The sequence below is a fragment of the Lysinibacillus sp. GbtcB16 genome (assembly GCF_019091145.1).
Taxonomy (GTDB): domain Bacteria; phylum Bacillota; class Bacilli; order Bacillales_A; family Planococcaceae; genus Lysinibacillus; species Lysinibacillus fusiformis.
In genome coordinates, this window is sequence record NZ_JAGXJV010000001.1 from 1997096 (window position 1) to 2014155 (window position 17060).

Sequence of the window (17060 nt, forward strand, 5' to 3'; positions counted from 1 at the left end):
TTTAGTTCATGCCGAAAAGCCTTATACATTCGTATAGTATAGGGCTTTTCATTTTTCTTTTGTACCAAAGGATCGTCTTATTTTAAACATTTATTAAAAAGAATAAGTGGATGGCTGCAAGAATTCCCATCGGATAAATGATAGCTCTTGAAAACGAGTTTTTAAATCCATTTCGAGGATGTCTTTCAAATAATAAGTGTAGGATTGTATGTATGATAAAGAATATATCCAGAACCCAAAACGTTATGGTTTGATAGGGGCTGAATAGTAAGGAAAGTATAATGACATAAAGAAAAAGATGAATCCCTGTGAATACTTGATAAGCCTTTGAATCTTCCATATCTTTTAATACGATAAATAATCGCCACTCCGAGCGCCTTATTGCATCCATTTCATGTAAAAGAAATATAGATAGGTTTAATAAAAAAAGGATTAGCAATAAATTAGGCATATAAAACCTCCTCCACCTTTATACACCCTATGTTACTATAAAACCATTTTTCAAATTTCAAATAAATCCTCTAAAATATGTCGATATAAAGTCGCGAATCGTGTTGAAATAGGAGCTAGAATGTCACATTCTCCTTTTTATGATACAATTTACATATATTACATAACGAGGTGATGGCGTGGAAGATAAAAAGTTAGTTTGCAAGTCCTGTGGTAGTGATTCTTTTACGATTGGACAAGTTGGTGGCGATTTTAATCAAGGCAATGTTAGGCCTATTGATTCTGTCTTTTCAGTTGGCTCCCCGTTTATTTTTAACTTTTGTAAAGTCTGTGGAGAAGTAGCCTCCATTAAGGTGGAAAAGCCACAATTTTTTAAATAATCCCTAGTTAAAATAGGGTCACTCCCATCTCAGTGACCCTTAAATGGTTTATTAGCCCCTATATTTCTCTCCAGTACTTTCATTAAAATCGCTCATCCAACCTGTATGCTTAGCGTTCAACGCAAAATTCTGTTGTAGCTAGCTCTTTTCCATTTATTATTACCGCTAGCTTATGTTGACCTGGATAATGCTTTCGGGTTGTTAAATCTTTAAAATGGTGATTCCGTGTGTATCGGTGACTCTCTTTTTCGAAGGTGCGTTCCGTTATTTTGAATAGCTTTCTTGAGGTCGCTCCATTTGCTTTAACAAAATCTATCGCATATTCGATTCGAAGCTTCTGTGGTGCTGTAGAAGTAGTTTGAATCGTAAATGCAAAATCAAGGGTTTGTCCAATCGCCAACCTAACTTTTCCTAGCGCTAACTCATGGATTGTTACATCTGGAGAGTTGTCAAAGCCGAACAAGAAAAGCACCTCAGCATCTCCTTTTCGCAATAAACCTCGACATCCATGCTTAATAATCCAATCTGTGATTGAGCTCTCTCCGTGCCATTCACGAGCAAGTCGTTTCACTAGTTCGGGATGATCCTTGGCAATATCATTTAAATTATTAGCGACACTTTTCTGTACATAGACAGATGGATCCTGTTTGAGCAGGTTCAATATCGGTAAGATTGGTGACGGGTCCAATTTGTATATTCCCAATGCCGATGCCCAAGGTAACCTAGGGCGACACCCCTCACTAGCTAATCGTCTAATATGAGGATTAGCATGGTTCGCCCACTTTAACATTTGATCCATCATCTTCTGAGGATCTTTTAAAATAAAAGGCCGAACAGCAAACTCTGCGCTGGAGAATTCCGTTAACACCTCTAATCCATGAATGGAAGCCTGCCAATCATCTAGTCCATATACTTCTACAAAATCAGGCAAAAATAAATATTCCACTCCCTTACATGTAGGTGCAATTTTTATCAATATTGATAATGCCTCACAGTAGGATGTCGGCAAAGTCGTCCGTAAAGAAGTACTGATATGCCTAATACGCTGTTTAAATTTTTTCATTTCCCAATCGTCATCATGGATTAAATTCATGAACTTATGTGAATCAAAGGCAGGGTATTCAGCCTGTACGATATTGATAAATTGATGAAAAAAATCTGTTGTATATTTACCCTCAAATGTGTCAGCCATGATCCATCCCCCTTTTCGTTAACATAACTTCCACTTCAAAGTTGTGTTTGTCTTGTGCCATTTTTTTCTCCTTTTATGCTCTTCATGAGGTGGTCAATGTACTTTTTATTAAAAATTCATAAACATTGACTTCAAGTTTTACTATACGGGATAATAGTGACAACTACTGTCACTATTAATTTTGTTTGTAAGGAGGAGCTTGGATGCACAAGGCGCAAAGACTTATTCAGCTCATGATGAAGGTCAATGAACGTAAAAAGTTTACCATTCAGGAGATGGCTGATGAATGTGGTGTTTCACGCCGAACAATGATTCGTGATTTAATGGAACTGAGTGAACTAGGTGTACCGCTTTATTCCGAAGCTGGGCCTAATGGTGGCTATCGTGTTTTGCGTGAAAAAGTGCTACCACCTATCAGCTTTACCGAACATGAGGCAATTGCATTATTCTTTGCCTGCCAATCATTACATAATTACAAAGCTCTCCCCTTCAAAAATGAAGTAAATACTGCATTGGATAAATTTTTCTACTATTTATCAGGTGAACTCAAGCAAAAGATTGAAAATATGCAGCAACGTCTTTTATTTTGGGTACCTCCTCATGAATTAGAAGTGCCCTTTTTAAAGGAATTACTGGAGGCTGCACTTGAACAGCAGGTTGTCACCATCTTGTATGAAGCGGCCACGACTAAAAATAGAACGATTCAACCTCTTGGAATCTATACGATGAACGGGCTATGGTACTGCCAGGCTTATTGCTTCCTAGCTGAGGATTATCGAGTTTTTCGCATAGATCGGGTGAAAGATTTTTCTTTAGCTGAAGATCAAAGCCTGAAATTGGACATGACAAATGAGCACATCAAGTCATGGATCGTGCCAGCGGATGAAGAACATATGTTAGATCTTGAGGTAGAGTTAACACCAGAAGGAGTAAGACGTTGTCAATCAGAACTATGGTTATCTCAGTGGATGGAGCTTCGTGAAAATGGATACGGGAAGATATTCGCAAAGGTGAACTCTTCCTTTACACCATGGTTAGTCCATTTTTTTCTCGGCTTAGGCATGGAGGCCAATGTCAAACATCCCCCAATCGTACGGGAACAAATTAAAAGTAAGCTACAGGAACTGATGAAGCAATACAATGAAGAATAAAAACCAGATTCTCAGTTGAACTGCACCCCGTCAAGTTGAGCACCTGGTTTTATCTTTTTTGCCGTAGCTTCAAATATTCATGCTCATTTTTCTACTTATCCCCTTCATTCCTAGATGCTCATAAAATGCAATGGCGTTGGCATTAAACTCCCAAACATTTAATTCTATAGATGTGGCTCCCCTTGCTTTTGCCCATTCCTTACAACCTGTAAATAATAATCCTCCAACACCTTGCTTTTGTAGAGCCTTTCTCACACCAAAATCATGAATATAGCCATATTTACGTCGTACTAAAGATTGAAATGAAGGCGAATGTTCAATGCTAATTATTGCAAATCCTACAACTAATTCATCGTTCTTGGCGATAAAAATATGACTGTTTTGATCTTCAAGTAAGTCTTTAAAATAAGATTCAGGCATAACCGATTCAACGCTTTTAAAAATGGCTGGTTCTTCCATAACATGCTCTTCGTGCCCTTCTCCCACAAGGCTATTCACGGCATAATAATCATTGCTAGTAGCTATACAAATAGAAATGCTCACAGTTATCCTCCCCAAAAATATCCCTTTTGGTATATTGTAACTTATGACTCATTTTGAAAACCAATCATTTATCGAGATAACGAATGACGAGCTTTTCCACCTGTGTTTTCAATGCCTGGTTAGCATAGCGGAGGACTACATCATTACCTGCCGTTGCAATTTGGACATCACTAAAATATTCGTCCACACGATGCCAGCCTACCACTCGTATATGTTGCTGGTTAAGCTGCCTTTTGAGATCAAAATATTCTTGGCGTAAATCTTTTAATAATGCATCCATTAAAGGTACAAACGCGATTTTCATTTTAAATTGTTCAGCAAATCGGTAATCATGCTGTACCGATTTTACAGCTAATTCCAACAATAAATACTTGTGTAATAGCTGGCGTTGTTCCGCTTTAATCATAATAATCAGCTTCTAGTTGAGCTGATTGAATATGCTGGATTGGAACACGTCTCGTTGTCAGTAGTGTTTCAAGTAACAGTTCGTTTGTAGATAGGTTAATGGCATGAATGATTCCCGTCCAATGCATGATTTTTCCATCGTTCCAAACATTTAATTGAACATCTTGCTGCTGATGATAGGCTATATCGATGGTTTGCTGTAACTCTTCCAGTTCCCATTCTGTCAGCTCTCTTGGTTGCGCTGTATAGACTTCTTTGCATTCCCTTAGCAGGTCCAAATGTTCCGGCATCATCATAGATGCCCATTTTATATTACCTCTGTCTTTTATCATCCAATCACTCCTATGCCAAATGACCACCAACTAAGCGATCACGCTTGATGGCTGTCCCTGCCCCAGTAAACGAAACTGCTCGTAATAACGCTGTTGCTCCAAACCTGTTGCGTATGGCATCCATTGTAGGTCCGATGAGCTGCCGTTGTGGTTTTCTTTCATCAAATAAATCCAATTGGATACTATGCTCTCTCTCAAGATTAGATATCCTTACCGATAACTGCCTTGCCGGCTCTCCCGCAAAGTGTTCATCCAGCAATTCTATACACGTTTTATACATGACAAGTGTTTCATTTGTTGGTGTATCAATCGTTCTAGATCGATGAAACCCTTTGGTCATCGCATTCCGACTATATGAAAGACCCAAGCTAATTGTACGACCAACAAAACCAGCATCTCTCGCCCGCTTCATGACATCCTCACACATTTCTAATAGCACTACTGATAGATCTTTTCGTGTATGATAATCTCTCATTAACATTTGACCCTTTCCAAAACTTAATGCTCCATTCGTAATTAACGGTTCCCCTAGCTTTGATAGATCGATTCCCCATGCATGATGATATAGCTGATTGCCCATCACACCAAATTGCTCTTCTAAATCATTCAAATTTGCATTGGCCAACCCACCAACTGTTTGAATCCCCAACTTATTTAGGTTGGCTTCCATCTGTTTGCCGATTCCCCACATTTCGGACAAGGGTCTGACTGGCCAAAGCTTTTTCGGTATATCATCATACGTCCATTGAGCAAAACCCGTTTTCTTTGCTTCAAGGTCCAATGCCAATTTAGCCATTAGCATATTGGGACCTAAGCCAACAGCGCTTGGTACATTATATTGATCCAAAATAGCGGCCTGTATTTCTCGAGCCGCTTGTTCAGGGGATCCCCAAAGCTTTTCAGTACCTGTTAAATCGACAAAGCTTTCATCTACACTGTAAACATGTATGGCGTCTACAGGAACATAATTAGCGATGAGCTTAGTAATCGTCATGGACATCTGTATAAAAAAGGACATTTTAGGTTCAAATAATTGGATATCGGGATGTTTCGGAATTTCGTAACGTCTACTGCCGGTCTTGATTTTATATTTTTCCTTCATCAATGGTGAGGCAGCAAGGACTACACTGCCTGGTTGATCGAAATTGGCTACTACAGCGACAGGTGTTTCTAAAATATCGATTCCATGTAGCATGGCGATACAGCTGGCATAAAAGCACTTCATATCTATACACATAATAGGTCTATTTGGCATTTCCTCATAGTTCATACAACCTCACGCTCTTTTCGGAAAACAGGAGTAACCGCGAGAACATTTTTGGTGATAAAGGAACGCTTTGCTTGCCTCGTAAAACAAAATGCTTGAAATGAATCGCCAACAATTTTAATGACTCTTACACGTCTTTTTGTTACGGAACCATTTTTGGCTATATACATAATGTCCACTAATTGATTGCGTTGCATAGCTTTAATCAATTGCTCTCTCATCGTAGTTTCCTCCACTATCTCTCAAAATTTGATTTGATGTACCTTTCATTTCCATTCCTACACCTGTGCCTTTTAGTAACAAATTTACGAATAGATTTCCCTTCACTTATCATACGTAAGAACACTTGTTTGTATACATATTAGAACAAACGTTTGCTTTTTGGCAAGATTAAATTTTTGGAAACAAAAAAATGGAAAACTAAAATTTTAACATTCATTTTAGTTTGTAAGATGATACAGGGATTAAAGGTGAAATTACAGCAAATAACATGGAATAAAAGAAGCGATAGTAACGTGGAGATGAAACGGCACTGGAGTTCACCATTTGCTCAACACAAACATGTGACGTGGAAAAAGAATGGACCATCCATCCATTCATTAGATCATATCGTGAAGGCTAATTTTCAATTAAATAAAAAAGTAGAAATGCTGGTACCAACATTTCTACCTACTATTGATTCATTTTGAACAAATCCTTTAAATTATTCTGCGAAGTTGCCCATAGCAATCGAGATTCTATTCCAGCTGTTGATTTGGTTAATTAGAATTACTAAATCTACATATTCTTTCTCTGTATAATAATTACGAACTCGTTTATATAAATCATCAGGTACACGCATTTCAGACACTAAAGTAATGTGTTCGGTTAACTCTAAAGCGACCTTTTCTTCTTCTGAATAGAATGTACATTCTCTCCAAGCACTTATACAGAATAGACGCTGTTCAGTCTCCCCCATTTTTTTTGCATCAGCGGTATGCATATTCAGACAGAAGGCACATCCATTTATTTGTGAAGCACGGATTTTAATGAGCTCACGGAGCTTTCTATCGATACCATTCTTTTTCGTGTATTTCTCCATTTCCATCATGATCTGCATGGCATCAGGTGCAATATTATAATAATCTATACGTTGTTCCACGTTACATTCCTCCGATTCAATTAAATTCCTTGATTGATGATAGTTTAGTAAAATTCATTCTTATTTCATCATGCTCTTCCTTAGGCATGATGAATTTGAAAACCATTTGTTCCGATTAAATGATCATACTGCCTCCCCCATACAAAATTACAGACAAATATAATCGTCGATTAACTTAATCATTGATTATATTTGTCTTTAATATATGCCTGTTTTTAATTTTTGTCAAATTGATTTGATTTAATTTAGATGAAGTATTTATGAGGTATGATAATATACAAGATACATGTAAGTTTTCTAAAGGGATTAGAAGTAGGTGAATAAATGAAATATAGTGTCATGGTAGAGTACGCATTACACAGCCTTGTCTATTTAATAGATGTACCACCAGAGGAAAGTATTGGAATCAAGGATTTATCAGAATTTCAAGGGCTATCAGAAACCTATTTATCAAAAGTATTAGGTAAGCTATCTAAAGCCGGGATTGTCAGTTCAGTATCTGGTGTTAAAGGAGGATATAAGCTTAGTAAAAAGCCTGAAGATATTTCTTTTTGGGACGTTGTAAAAGCTGTAGAGGGTGAAAGTCCCATATTTCAATGTAAGAACATCAAAGCAAATTTTGCCAACCAAACTGAAAATTGTGATTCCTGTGCATCAGGTACCTCAAATTGCACCATTAATATAGTGATGTTAGAAGCTGAAGAGCAAATGCGGAACTATTTACGAGGTAAAACAATTGCCTGGTTAGAGGAAGAGCTTAATCGTACGTTGCCAAGTGAACGTATAGCAATGGCAAAAGAATTCTTCCACAAGAAAAATAATTAAATCGAAAAAGCACCAATACCAAAACAAAGCACAGCCTCTTAGCGACTGTGCTTTGTTTTTTTATTCATCCCGCAATGAGCGAACTGCCTAAAAATTATTGATTAAACCTTACAAGGCGATCAATTGGAAGACGTGAAGAACCGTAAGCAGGTGCCGCCGCTTCACCAATTGCTAATAATAAAATAGGTATTTCATTTGCAGGTAATTCCATGTACTCCGCAAACTTAGCTTTATCAAACCCACCCATTGGAACTGTATCATAACCCATTTCTTTCGCTAATAACATAATTTGCATCGTTACTAGGCCAGCATCAAAATGGACGATATTCTCTAATGTTTTTGTCGAAGCTGATCCATACATTGTTAATGCGTCCTGTGCCAGTTTTTTCGCAATCTCTTCTGGCATATAGCCTAACTCCACATTCTTTGCATAGATTTCCTCAGCGTTTACATACATCTCAATATCTCCAATGACAGCAATAATAGCAGAGGCTGTTTCGATCTGCTCTTGATTAAATGAAAAGAAATTAATATTCTTTTGGATTTCCTTATCATCAATGACAATAAATCGCCATGGCTGCATATTGCTCGAAGAAGGCGCTGAAATAGCGTCTTGTAGTAGCTGCATAATGGTTTCACGAGATATTTTAGTATTCGCATTATATTTACGAACAGATTTACGTTCCTGCATAATTTGTTTTAATGTTGAAGTTGATAACATATAATTCCCCTCTTTTTCAAAAAATTTAAACTGCTTTAATTGTTACATCAATATTTCCCATTGTCGCTTTTGAATAAGGACAAACTGTGTGTGTTAGCTCTAATAATTGCTGTGCCTCTTCCAGCGTTACTCCTTCAATATGTCCTTCGATATTCACCGCAAGTACATAATCAAAAGTAGCTTGCTCCATTAACTTAACGGTAACTTGAATCGTTGATGCATGTTTAAGCTTTTTTTGGCGCTTAATCAAATCTAACGCACTATTAAAGCAGGCACTATACCCCGCAGCAAATAATTGCTCTGGGTTTGTCACATTATCCAATTTTGAGCCTGGTGGTGCAATTTTTAAAGATAGGGATTGATCCTCTGCATAGGATGTGCCACTACGGCCACCCTCATTAATCATAGTCGTTGAGTATAATTCTTTCATAAGCGAAAACTCCTTTTCTGTATCCTTTATTTTAAATTGTACACAATTTAATTTTTACAAATTGAATTGTACACAATTTAATTGCGTTTGACAAGTAGGAACTTTATTTTTAATATAAATGTTAATAGAAGAACATAAAGAGGGGATTTTTATGCCTAATCATTTAGATAATCAACTATGCTTTCTTTTGTATGCCACATCCAAGGAAATCATTAAACACTATACATCATTATTGAAGCCATATGATTTAACTTATACAGGCTATATCACCATTTTAGCGTTGGAGGAAAACGAACAAATAACGGTGAAAGAATTAGGACAACGCTTATTTTTGGATTCAGGTACCTTAACACCATTGCTGAAAAAATTAGAGGTAAAGGGTTATATTTGTCGTGAGCGATCCAAAGATGATGAACGACAAATGCAAATCTATTTAACAGAGGCAGGCAATGATGTTCGTCGCAAGCTACCTGAGGTATCGCGTCAAGTCATGCAACAATCGAATATTTCAGAGCAGCAATTTATACAACTAAAAAATGTTCTACAAGACATCATACACAATGATTGGAACATGAAAGAAAAAAATAAGCATTGAATAGTATCACCTAAAACTTTTGATTCATGCTAGTGACAATCATTTTATACCAGTAACAGATAGAACCGTAATTGGACACAGCATCTCATCCAACTACGGTTCTTTTAAACATCTATGGGCAATTTGTAAAATACATTCACGTATGTCCCAGCTCTTAATTTGCCGAAATACTGGCTTCTTTTTTGTCAGCTTATCGCTGCTCTCGTAAAATACCTAATTTTTATTGGGCTCATGGACAAAATCAAGTACTATAATGATAATAGGACGTTTTTTAAAGGAAGATATACATGAAGAATAGATTTTCAATTGGAGAAATGGCTAAGCTCCATAAAACAACTATAAAAACCCTTCGATATTATGATGAAATTGATTTATTAAAGCCTATGCATACGGATAAAAACAACGGCTATAGATACTATTCAACAGAACAATTTGAGCAATTAAATACTATAAATTATTTGAAGGAATTAGGTTTTTCATTAAAGGAAATTAAAGGACACTTAGAGCACAGGGATATCGACGACTTTTTGCATCTCTTAGAGGAACAGAAACGATTAACCGAAGAAAAGATTCACGAACTGGCACGAATTAATCGCAGGTTCCAAGATCGAATTAAGGATATTAAAATGGCACGAGAGATAAAGGCATTGGGAGTCCCATTCATCATGGAAAAACAAGAGCGAAGAATCGTGCGATTAATGGAAAAAATCAGTTCCGAGCCTCAACTGGAAGTTTCTCTGCGGCAATTAGAAAATTTGTCGAATATGAATTCTTCTATATTTATTGGAGGTGTTGGCCTAACCGTAAGTATTCGCCATCTATTAAATAACCAGTTTCATGAATACAATTCGATATTTATTTTAGTCGAGGAGGAGGATAGTCAAAGTCCTTTATTGGCCTCGCTTCCTGAAGGAAAATATGCCTGTATTTATTTTAATGGCAATCATAATCATTCTCCCGCACATTATAAATCCTTACTGAATTTTATTAAAGATCAAGGTTTCCAAGTGATTGGAGATTCCATTGAAAGAACCATAATTGACCATTACATTTCAGGGAGTAAAGAAGATTATTTGACAGAAATACAAATACCAATAAAGTATTGACCCTCCCCTTACCGGAGGGTTTATTTTTTTACGTAAGGACAATTTTTTAAGGAGAATGAATTATGCTAGGAACGATATTTAATACAATGATGATTATAGTCGGAAGCATCATTGGAAGTATTTTTAAAAATGGGATAAAAGATGAATACCATCAAATCCTCATGCAGGCCATGGGATTAGCAGCGATGGGATTAGGAATAAATGCTCTAGTTCAACATTTACCTTCCAGTAAATATCCGGTACTTTTTATTGTCAGTCTAGCTATAGGCGGATTATTAGGTCAAAAACTTAATTTAGAATCGAAATTTAATGCTTTAGTGAATAAATACTCTAAGGGGAATTTAGCTGAAGGATTATCGACTGCGATTTTATTATTTTGTATTGGGTCATTATCTATATTAGGTCCTATAGAGGCTGCATTAAAGCAAGATTATACATATCTGCTCACGAACGGCATATTGGATGGAATTACTTCGATTGTTTTAGCCACTACATTTGGTATTGGGATAGCTGTTGCAGGTATTGTATTATTTCTATGGCAAGGTTCCATTTATTTAATAGCTAGTTTAATGGAGAATTCCATCAATAATGATCTTCTAAATGAATTGACGATTATAGGAGGTATATTGATATTAGCATCCGGTTTAAGTATTTTAGGCATAAAAAAATGCAATACCTTAAATCTTCTGCCCTCATTAATAATCCCTATTATTGTATTTTTATTTATACATTAAAGAGTGATCTAAATCCTCATGAACAATCCAATTTATTGTCTAATTATACGAACAAGTTAACTGCCCAAGCACAAAATAATTACGTGCTTGGGCTTTCCCTTTTCTTAAGAAATCTTCATAAATATTCTCTCTAATTATTAATAATTTCCATTTACAATAATGAAGGTCGACATTACTGAGAATTCTCTCATCTGGCATATAGCATTTGAAAATCATCATCAGAAAAAGGAGCATCACACCTTGGGAATTACTGAAATCATGAGCAACATCAAAATTTTGATGCTGCCCGTCATCATAATTATTGGCCTTGAATTTTTACTGATTGGACTTTATTTCTTTTATTATCAAAGACGGCGATCCGATCAACAAAAACAAATTCCTGTAAAGAAGCTTCTGCTTGGCGCAATTTTTATCGGATATATTGTCTTTGTTTTGGAGCTAACAGTGATTGGTCGTGGCACTTCACATTTCATGCAGTTGAACCTTCAGCCATTCAGTGGTTATATAGACGCGTGGAAAAAATACTCTTTACGTGATCTTCAAAATTGTCTATTTAATATATTAATGTTTGTGCCATTAGGAATATTTCTACCTTTACTTATGGCTAAATGTAAAGAGTTTAAGTGGCTTCTTCTAGTAGTTGTAGGTGCAACAGCCTCCATCGAAACGTATCAGGCACTTTCAGGAGCAGGGATTTTTGAGCTTGATGATTTAATCAATAACTCACTTGGCGGTATTATTGGCTACCAATTATACAAACTTGTCGCTTCTATTGCCCATAACAAAAAGGTAAAGATGAAAACTCTGATTGGAAATCTTGCCATACCTCTATTGATGGGCTTAATCTTTATCGTTATGAACATGGTCTACGCCCAACAGGAGTTTGGTCATCTAGCAATAAACGCATATACAAAATCAAAAATGTCAGAGGTTCATGTATCCACATCATTGGAATTAAGCGCAGCACCCATTGTTGCTCCTGTCTATAAGAAAATCATTCAAGAAGGTGACGTAAAAGACCTATTACAACAGAAACTAGGATTATCAGAGATGAATGCATCTGATGCCAAGGACAATGACGAAACGCTAGTGGAAGATCGAAATGGGATCGCGTATACATTGGTTACCAATCATTCAGAGGGACAATGGTGGTTAACCGAGAATAATTATACACCGGAGCAAACTTCAGCTGTAGAGCAAGAAGAAAAGGCGAAGTCATTGATGGATGAACTTTCTATACTACCTCAAGATGCAGAATTAACTGTACAGGAGAATGGTGAATTTGAATGGACCTTACCAGACCGTCCTGATGTAACTAAAGATTACTGGACTGGAGATGTCAGTCTTGGCCTGAAACCGGATGGTCACATTTATTCATTAACCTACAGTCTTCATGAAAATCAATTTATTCGAGAGGTAAACATACTGTCTCCTGCAGAAATATATGAACGAATAAAGGATGGCGATTTCCCTCAAATAAAGTATAACGCACTCGTACAGGAGGAAGACCTAATTATAAAAAAAGGAGACCAAATTGAGATTGAATCGATTGAGCTATCGTATATGTATGATACAAAAGGCTTCTATCAGCCCATATACAATGTTTCTGGCAAGTTCAACGACAACGATTGGTTTACTTTAATTCAGGCAAGAAAGTGACAGCTCGTTCAAAATACTTAAGCAAAGCCCAGGCTCCCATTAATAGAGCAACTGGGCTCTTTTATTTTCGACTGTAAGGGGCTCCCCTTTTTGAATGAACTATCCCCCTACCCCCTAAAAAAAGTAGACTGCTTCCCTATTTTTCTACTATTATTTTTTTACCTAATACCATTAGCGTTTATTGTTTGGTTCTTATTGAAATTTATTAACTTTAAAATAAAGTAAAGCCGTTCATTTCCACTATGGGTGGGCGCTTTTCATGAGCGGGGTCCAACTGCTTCCCGCCCTTCGTTCCAATTAGGGGTAGATATTAACTGCACCACAAAAAATGCTCCCCTTAGATAAACAGATTTTATTTTTTAATCTGTCTACCTAATAGGGAGCATATCAAACTACTCGATGGCTTTTGTCTACTGTCTGAATGTAAAGTTTAGGCTTTCTTTTTTTTCGGATACCCAATGAATATCGCTATCATACCACAAATACCAATAAGAATTGGGTAGAAAGAGTACGGCAAGATACTCACTGGCGAAATTTTGGCTACACTTGCGGCTACAAGGAATTGGGCTCCGTATGGTAGAAGACCTTGGACTGTACAGGAGAAAATATCTAAAATACTTGCGGACTTTCTCGGCTCAATCTCATACTGGTCAGCAATATTTTTGGCAAGCGGCCCCGCAATTAGAATAGCAATTGTATTATTGGCCGTAGATAAATTAGTTAGACCCACAAGACCAGCTATACCAAATTCAGCACCCTTCTGCGATTTAATCCTGCTCGTTACAAGACGGAGTAAAAAGTCAATTCCCCCATTAAATTTAATAACCTCCACCATTCCAGCTATTAATATAGCCAGAAAGGCGATTTCATACATCCCTTCCATTCCTTCACCAATCTTTTGTATAAGGCTCATTATGTGATAGCTGCCATCTGCTAAGCCAACAGCACCGGCGAGAACAATCCCTAATGCAAGAACGAGGAAAACATTCATTCCAGATAACGCTAAAATAATAACTAAAACATAGGGAATAATTTTTATCCAATTATAGCTTAGATGCTCTACTTGGGCTGTCCCCCCGGATGTCATAAACCCTAAAATAATACTTGTAAGAAAAGCTGCCGGCAATACAATCCAAAAATTGACCTTAAATTTATCCTTCATTTGCGCGCCTTGTGAACGAACGGCGGTAATAGTAGTATCTGAAATAAAAGATAAATTATCACCAAACATCGAACCGCCTACAACCGCTGCCATCACTAAAGCAATAGGTAGCTCCGTAAGATCACTTATCCCAACTCCAATTGGCGCCAGCGCAACAATCGTCCCCACTGATGTGCCCATGGATAGAGAGATGAAGCAGGCAATGATGAATAGGCCTACGACAAGCAGGTTTTGCGGTATAACCGATAAAGCAAAGTTAACAGTGGAATCTACAGCCCCCATCCCCTTCGCTACCTCTGAAAATGCCCCTGCTAATAGAAAAATAATAACCATCAGCATGACATTTAAATTTCCAGCACCTTGGCAAAAAATATCAACCTTTCGGGAAAACGATTCTTTTCGATTCATGGCTAGAGCTACAGCACCCGAAATGCTGATGGCTACAATGACAGGAAAGGCATAAAAATCACCCATTATAATCCCTGAACCAATAAATAAAATCATAAAAATAACAAATGGGATTAGCGCCCATGGATTCTCTTTCTTCATTGTCTACCTCCAAAAATTAAAAATTAGCCATATTTTTTATTTTTTCACCATAAAAAAGACCTCATCTTGAAATAACAAGAAGAGGCCTTATAGTTAAAACGCTCCTCTTATCTATCAAGAACATTGCTTGCTGGATTTGGCACAGTAACTTAATAGTTCCGCTGCCGAGATTTCATCGGGCCAGTCCCTCCATCTCTCTTGATAAGAAGAAAAAATATTATATTTTTGACACAATATTAAAATACTAAAATAAAACATCCATAATTGCAACATGTTTTTAATTGTGAAAAATTTACAGCACTATCATCAAGTGCGAAATTCAACTTTTTATACGAATATGAAGCTTTGAATGGACACATAGACCGAAAATATAAATGCCCCGACTAAAAACCAACCATATAATTTTCTCTCTCTCCGAAATTCATTAATTCCTAATGTTAACATAAATAAACCTAGAAAAAGGATCATTAAAAAGTTTAACCGATAATCATGTGTCATAAATCCGTAAATGGAAAGCGTGATGCCTATTATTGATAAAATAATTTGTACTGTTTTTAACAAAACGATTCCCCCTTTTTGCTTGAACGATACTAACAGTATCTAACCTTTTTAGAATAAAAAAATTCTATGATGGGTGCGATGACAAATGCAAGCCCAACAACTAAAATCAAGGGATAATTTTTCATGTCATTTAAATTGGATACACCCTCTGATACAAATAAAATTAAACAAGCTACGATCATTAAAGCATAATAGCCAATCTTGGCACTGTGTGCTTCAATATGTTTATCTAGTTCATCTTTATCTTCTTTAATACCGTTATGGTTACCCGAATTCAGCCAATTGAATAAAAAGGATAAGGAAATAAAGCTAATTATTATAGAACCCCCATCAATTATTCCGAAACGAACCCATCTATACAGGGTAAAACTAACAAATGCACAAAAAAACACAATGACTATAAGACCGATTAATTTTTTTGATTGATTCATTTTCTTTTTATCCTCCATAGTGACCTTTAAAGCTATCACCATTTCAATATTGATAGATACAACTTTCAAAATCCAATAATACCCATTAAAACAATCATCTGTCAAATTCAGTTCACTCAGAAAATCCACCACTAGACATCAACCGATTGGTGTTTGGCTAGTAGTTTCTGCACTGACTGCAATCGTTTGGTTCGCAACGGTTGGTGGAAGTATAGTAGGTACAACTGGACATTGAGCTATTGAAAGCTTACTTCCCTTCTTCTTCGGATTTATTACCGTTTTAATCCTTTCATATTTAAATAGCATCGGTGGTAAAATAATGGGGAAAAGGCTTATGCAAATAGTTTCGTTTATTTCAGGATTACTCTTTTTGTACTTTACTTTTTATGTATTCTTGAATGGTTTTGAAAAGCAATTATAGGGGTGAAAACCATGGTTAGAAGAAGATAGCTAGCCTCCTAGGTAACCAAGCGTATGTAGGAGGCTATTTTAATCTATAGGAGATGTTTAAACGATGAAGCAAAATAAATATGATGATATGCAATTCTTTTCTGCTTACGAAAAAATGCCACGTTCTGTTCAAGGGCTGGACGCTGCAGGAGAGTGGCATGTATTAAAAACACTTTTACCTGATTTGAAAAATAAACACGTGCTTGATTTAGGATGTGGCTTCGGGTGGCATTGTCGATATGCGCGCGCACAACAGGCAAAATCAGTGATTGGTGTAGATATATCTGAAAAAATGCTGGAAAAAGCTCAGGAAAAAACGGATGATCCTTTTATTTCCTATTTGAAAATACCGATTGAGGACATTCAGTTTTCCGCTTCTCAATTTGATGTTGTATTAAGTTCCTTAGCTATTCACTATTTACAAAACTTTGAAGCACTATGCAAAAAGGTTTATACCTATTTAAAACCTGGCGGATCTTTCGTTTTTTCAGTGGAGCACCCTATTTTCACATCCCGCCATGAACAGGATTGGTACAATGATGAACAAGGAAACCGACTACATTGGCCAGTGGACCATTATCAAACAGAAGGCATACGCGAAACAACCTTCCTTACCGAAAATGTCATTAAATATCACCGTACATTATCGACTTATATGAATGATCTAATACAGGCTGGATTTACAATACGTGCCGTGAAGGAACCTATGCCATCTGAGGAAATGCTACAAACTATCCCAGGTATGCAAGATGAACTACGAAGACCTATGTTTTTAATGATAGTGGCAGAGAAAAAATAAGCGTTTATCCGTGTGATTATATCTGTCACATTAGCACATTTCGTTGCTTCATATTCTATGAGGCAGCATCGCTACAGCAGCATAATGCCTGCCAAATACTAGTAGTGGTGATAGAGGGCTAGATTGTCCTATAAATTAAATCTCTGAAAATCTTAGATAAAACAAAAAACCAGATGC

General features: G+C 36.6%; 23 protein-coding genes and 1 riboswitch. Of the genes, 9 read left to right on the forward strand and 14 right to left on the reverse strand.

Annotated elements, in window-relative coordinates:
- Window positions 1-82: 82 nt before the first annotated feature.
- Window positions 83-451, reverse strand: coding sequence for a DUF6713 family protein (locus KVT27_RS10140; protein WP_036148716.1), 369 nt, complete (start codon window positions 449-451; stop codon window positions 83-85).
- 178 nt (window positions 452-629) lie between these two features.
- Here KVT27_RS10140 and KVT27_RS10145 point away from each other — a divergent pair, with 178 nt between their 5' ends.
- A complete protein-coding gene (locus KVT27_RS10145) occupies window positions 630-830 on the forward strand; it encodes a hypothetical protein (protein ID WP_036126461.1) in 201 nt (66 codons plus the stop codon).
- Between the two features lie 109 nt (window positions 831-939).
- On the opposite strand, the gene KVT27_RS10150 is transcribed toward KVT27_RS10145, so the two are convergent.
- Window positions 940-2022, reverse strand: coding sequence for a DNA alkylation repair protein (locus KVT27_RS10150; RefSeq protein WP_150907300.1), 1083 nt, complete (start codon window positions 2020-2022; stop codon window positions 940-942).
- Window positions 2023-2225: 203 nt separating this feature from the next.
- Here KVT27_RS10150 and KVT27_RS10155 point away from each other — a divergent pair, with 203 nt between their 5' ends.
- Complete coding sequence (locus KVT27_RS10155) at window positions 2226-3173, forward strand: helix-turn-helix transcriptional regulator (RefSeq protein WP_036126463.1); 948 nt, start codon at window positions 2226-2228, stop codon at window positions 3171-3173.
- 69 nt (window positions 3174-3242) lie between these two features.
- Here the strand turns inward: KVT27_RS10155 and KVT27_RS10160 are convergent, their stop codons facing one another.
- From KVT27_RS10160 to KVT27_RS10180, 5 genes are all read right to left on the reverse strand, one after another.
- The gene (locus KVT27_RS10160) at window positions 3243-3716 is read right to left on the reverse strand and encodes a GNAT family N-acetyltransferase (RefSeq protein WP_217581251.1); all 474 of its coding nucleotides are present in this window, start codon (window positions 3714-3716) and stop codon (window positions 3243-3245) included.
- A 64-nt stretch (window positions 3717-3780) separates the two neighbouring features.
- Window positions 3781-4122 carry a YhjD family protein gene (locus KVT27_RS10165; RefSeq protein WP_008177296.1) on the reverse strand — a complete coding sequence of 114 codons (342 nt, stop codon included), beginning with the start codon at window positions 4120-4122 and terminating at the stop codon, window positions 3781-3783.
- Window positions 4115-4453, reverse strand: a complete 339-nt coding sequence (locus tag KVT27_RS10170; RefSeq protein ID WP_036126466.1) for a YolD-like family protein — start codon at window positions 4451-4453, stop codon at window positions 4115-4117. Before KVT27_RS10170 ends, KVT27_RS10165 begins: the two co-directional genes overlap by 8 nt.
- Window positions 4454-4463: 10 nt before the next feature.
- Entirely contained in the window at window positions 4464-5723 is a 1260-nt protein-coding gene (locus KVT27_RS10175) for a Y-family DNA polymerase (protein WP_036126469.1), read from the reverse strand.
- Entirely contained in the window at window positions 5720-5941 is a 222-nt protein-coding gene (locus tag KVT27_RS10180) for a transcriptional regulator (protein ID WP_036126472.1), read from the reverse strand. The genes KVT27_RS10175 and KVT27_RS10180 overlap by 4 nt, the downstream gene beginning before the upstream one ends.
- Window positions 5942-6283: 342 nt before the next feature.
- Between KVT27_RS10180 and KVT27_RS27070 the strand changes: the two genes are divergently transcribed.
- Complete coding sequence (locus KVT27_RS27070; RefSeq protein ID WP_256448890.1) at window positions 6284-6409, forward strand: hypothetical protein; 126 nt, start codon at window positions 6284-6286, stop codon at window positions 6407-6409.
- A 14-nt stretch (window positions 6410-6423) separates the two neighbouring features.
- Here the strand turns inward: KVT27_RS27070 and KVT27_RS10185 are convergent, their stop codons facing one another.
- The gene (locus KVT27_RS10185; protein WP_036126476.1) at window positions 6424-6861 is read right to left on the reverse strand and encodes a carboxymuconolactone decarboxylase family protein; all 438 of its coding nucleotides are present in this window, start codon (window positions 6859-6861) and stop codon (window positions 6424-6426) included.
- A 324-nt stretch (window positions 6862-7185) separates the two neighbouring features.
- Here KVT27_RS10185 and KVT27_RS10190 point away from each other — a divergent pair, with 324 nt between their 5' ends.
- The gene (locus KVT27_RS10190; protein WP_036126478.1) at window positions 7186-7686 is read left to right on the forward strand and encodes an Rrf2 family transcriptional regulator; all 501 of its coding nucleotides are present in this window, start codon (window positions 7186-7188) and stop codon (window positions 7684-7686) included.
- Between the two features lie 94 nt (window positions 7687-7780).
- On the opposite strand, the gene KVT27_RS10195 is transcribed toward KVT27_RS10190, so the two are convergent.
- Both KVT27_RS10195 and KVT27_RS10200 read right to left on the reverse strand, forming a co-directional pair.
- Window positions 7781-8407, reverse strand: coding sequence for a nitroreductase family protein (locus KVT27_RS10195; protein WP_036126480.1), 627 nt, complete (start codon window positions 8405-8407; stop codon window positions 7781-7783).
- A 25-nt stretch (window positions 8408-8432) separates the two neighbouring features.
- Entirely contained in the window at window positions 8433-8837 is a 405-nt protein-coding gene (locus KVT27_RS10200; protein WP_036126482.1) for an Ohr family peroxiredoxin, read from the reverse strand.
- A gap of 118 nt (window positions 8838-8955) precedes the next feature.
- Here KVT27_RS10200 and KVT27_RS10205 point away from each other — a divergent pair, with 118 nt between their 5' ends.
- The 4 genes from KVT27_RS10205 to KVT27_RS10220 all read left to right on the forward strand — a co-directional run bounded on the left by KVT27_RS10205 (window position 8956) and on the right by KVT27_RS10220 (window position 12931).
- Window positions 8956-9432, forward strand: coding sequence for a MarR family winged helix-turn-helix transcriptional regulator (locus KVT27_RS10205; RefSeq protein WP_191967682.1), 477 nt, complete (start codon window positions 8956-8958; stop codon window positions 9430-9432).
- A gap of 287 nt (window positions 9433-9719) precedes the next feature.
- Window positions 9720-10538: a MerR family transcriptional regulator gene (locus KVT27_RS10210; protein ID WP_150907296.1), complete on the forward strand. Its 819-nt coding sequence runs from the start codon at window positions 9720-9722 to the stop codon at window positions 10536-10538.
- Window positions 10539-10600: 62 nt separating this feature from the next.
- Window positions 10601-11272 carry a DUF554 domain-containing protein gene (locus tag KVT27_RS10215; RefSeq protein ID WP_008177274.1) on the forward strand — a complete coding sequence of 224 codons (672 nt, stop codon included), beginning with the start codon at window positions 10601-10603 and terminating at the stop codon, window positions 11270-11272.
- A gap of 258 nt (window positions 11273-11530) precedes the next feature.
- The gene (locus KVT27_RS10220; protein ID WP_254636090.1) at window positions 11531-12931 is read left to right on the forward strand and encodes a VanZ family protein; all 1401 of its coding nucleotides are present in this window, start codon (window positions 11531-11533) and stop codon (window positions 12929-12931) included.
- Window positions 12932-13361: 430 nt separating this feature from the next.
- Here the strand turns inward: KVT27_RS10220 and KVT27_RS10225 are convergent, their stop codons facing one another.
- The 4 genes from KVT27_RS10225 to KVT27_RS10240 all read right to left on the reverse strand — a co-directional run bounded on the left by KVT27_RS10225 (window position 13362) and on the right by KVT27_RS10240 (window position 15940).
- Window positions 13362-14642 (reverse strand): Na+/H+ antiporter NhaC family protein, encoded by a 1281-nt coding sequence (locus KVT27_RS10225; RefSeq protein WP_036126489.1) that lies wholly within the window; start codon window positions 14640-14642, stop codon window positions 13362-13364.
- Between the two features lie 104 nt (window positions 14643-14746).
- A riboswitch (SAM riboswitch) is annotated at window positions 14747-14850 on the reverse strand.
- 119 nt (window positions 14851-14969) lie between these two features.
- Window positions 14970-15203 (reverse strand): DUF3953 domain-containing protein, encoded by a 234-nt coding sequence (locus KVT27_RS10230; protein WP_036126491.1) that lies wholly within the window; start codon window positions 15201-15203, stop codon window positions 14970-14972.
- A gap of 29 nt (window positions 15204-15232) precedes the next feature.
- Window positions 15233-15766: a hypothetical protein gene (locus tag KVT27_RS10235; RefSeq protein ID WP_254636091.1), complete on the reverse strand. Its 534-nt coding sequence runs from the start codon at window positions 15764-15766 to the stop codon at window positions 15233-15235.
- Between the two features lie 6 nt (window positions 15767-15772).
- The gene (locus KVT27_RS10240; RefSeq protein ID WP_161785572.1) at window positions 15773-15940 is read right to left on the reverse strand and encodes a hypothetical protein; all 168 of its coding nucleotides are present in this window, start codon (window positions 15938-15940) and stop codon (window positions 15773-15775) included.
- Between the two features lie 208 nt (window positions 15941-16148).
- Here KVT27_RS10240 and KVT27_RS10245 point away from each other — a divergent pair, with 208 nt between their 5' ends.
- A complete protein-coding gene (locus KVT27_RS10245) occupies window positions 16149-16883 on the forward strand; it encodes a class I SAM-dependent methyltransferase (protein WP_036148725.1) in 735 nt (244 codons plus the stop codon).
- Window positions 16884-17060 lie beyond the last annotated feature (177 nt).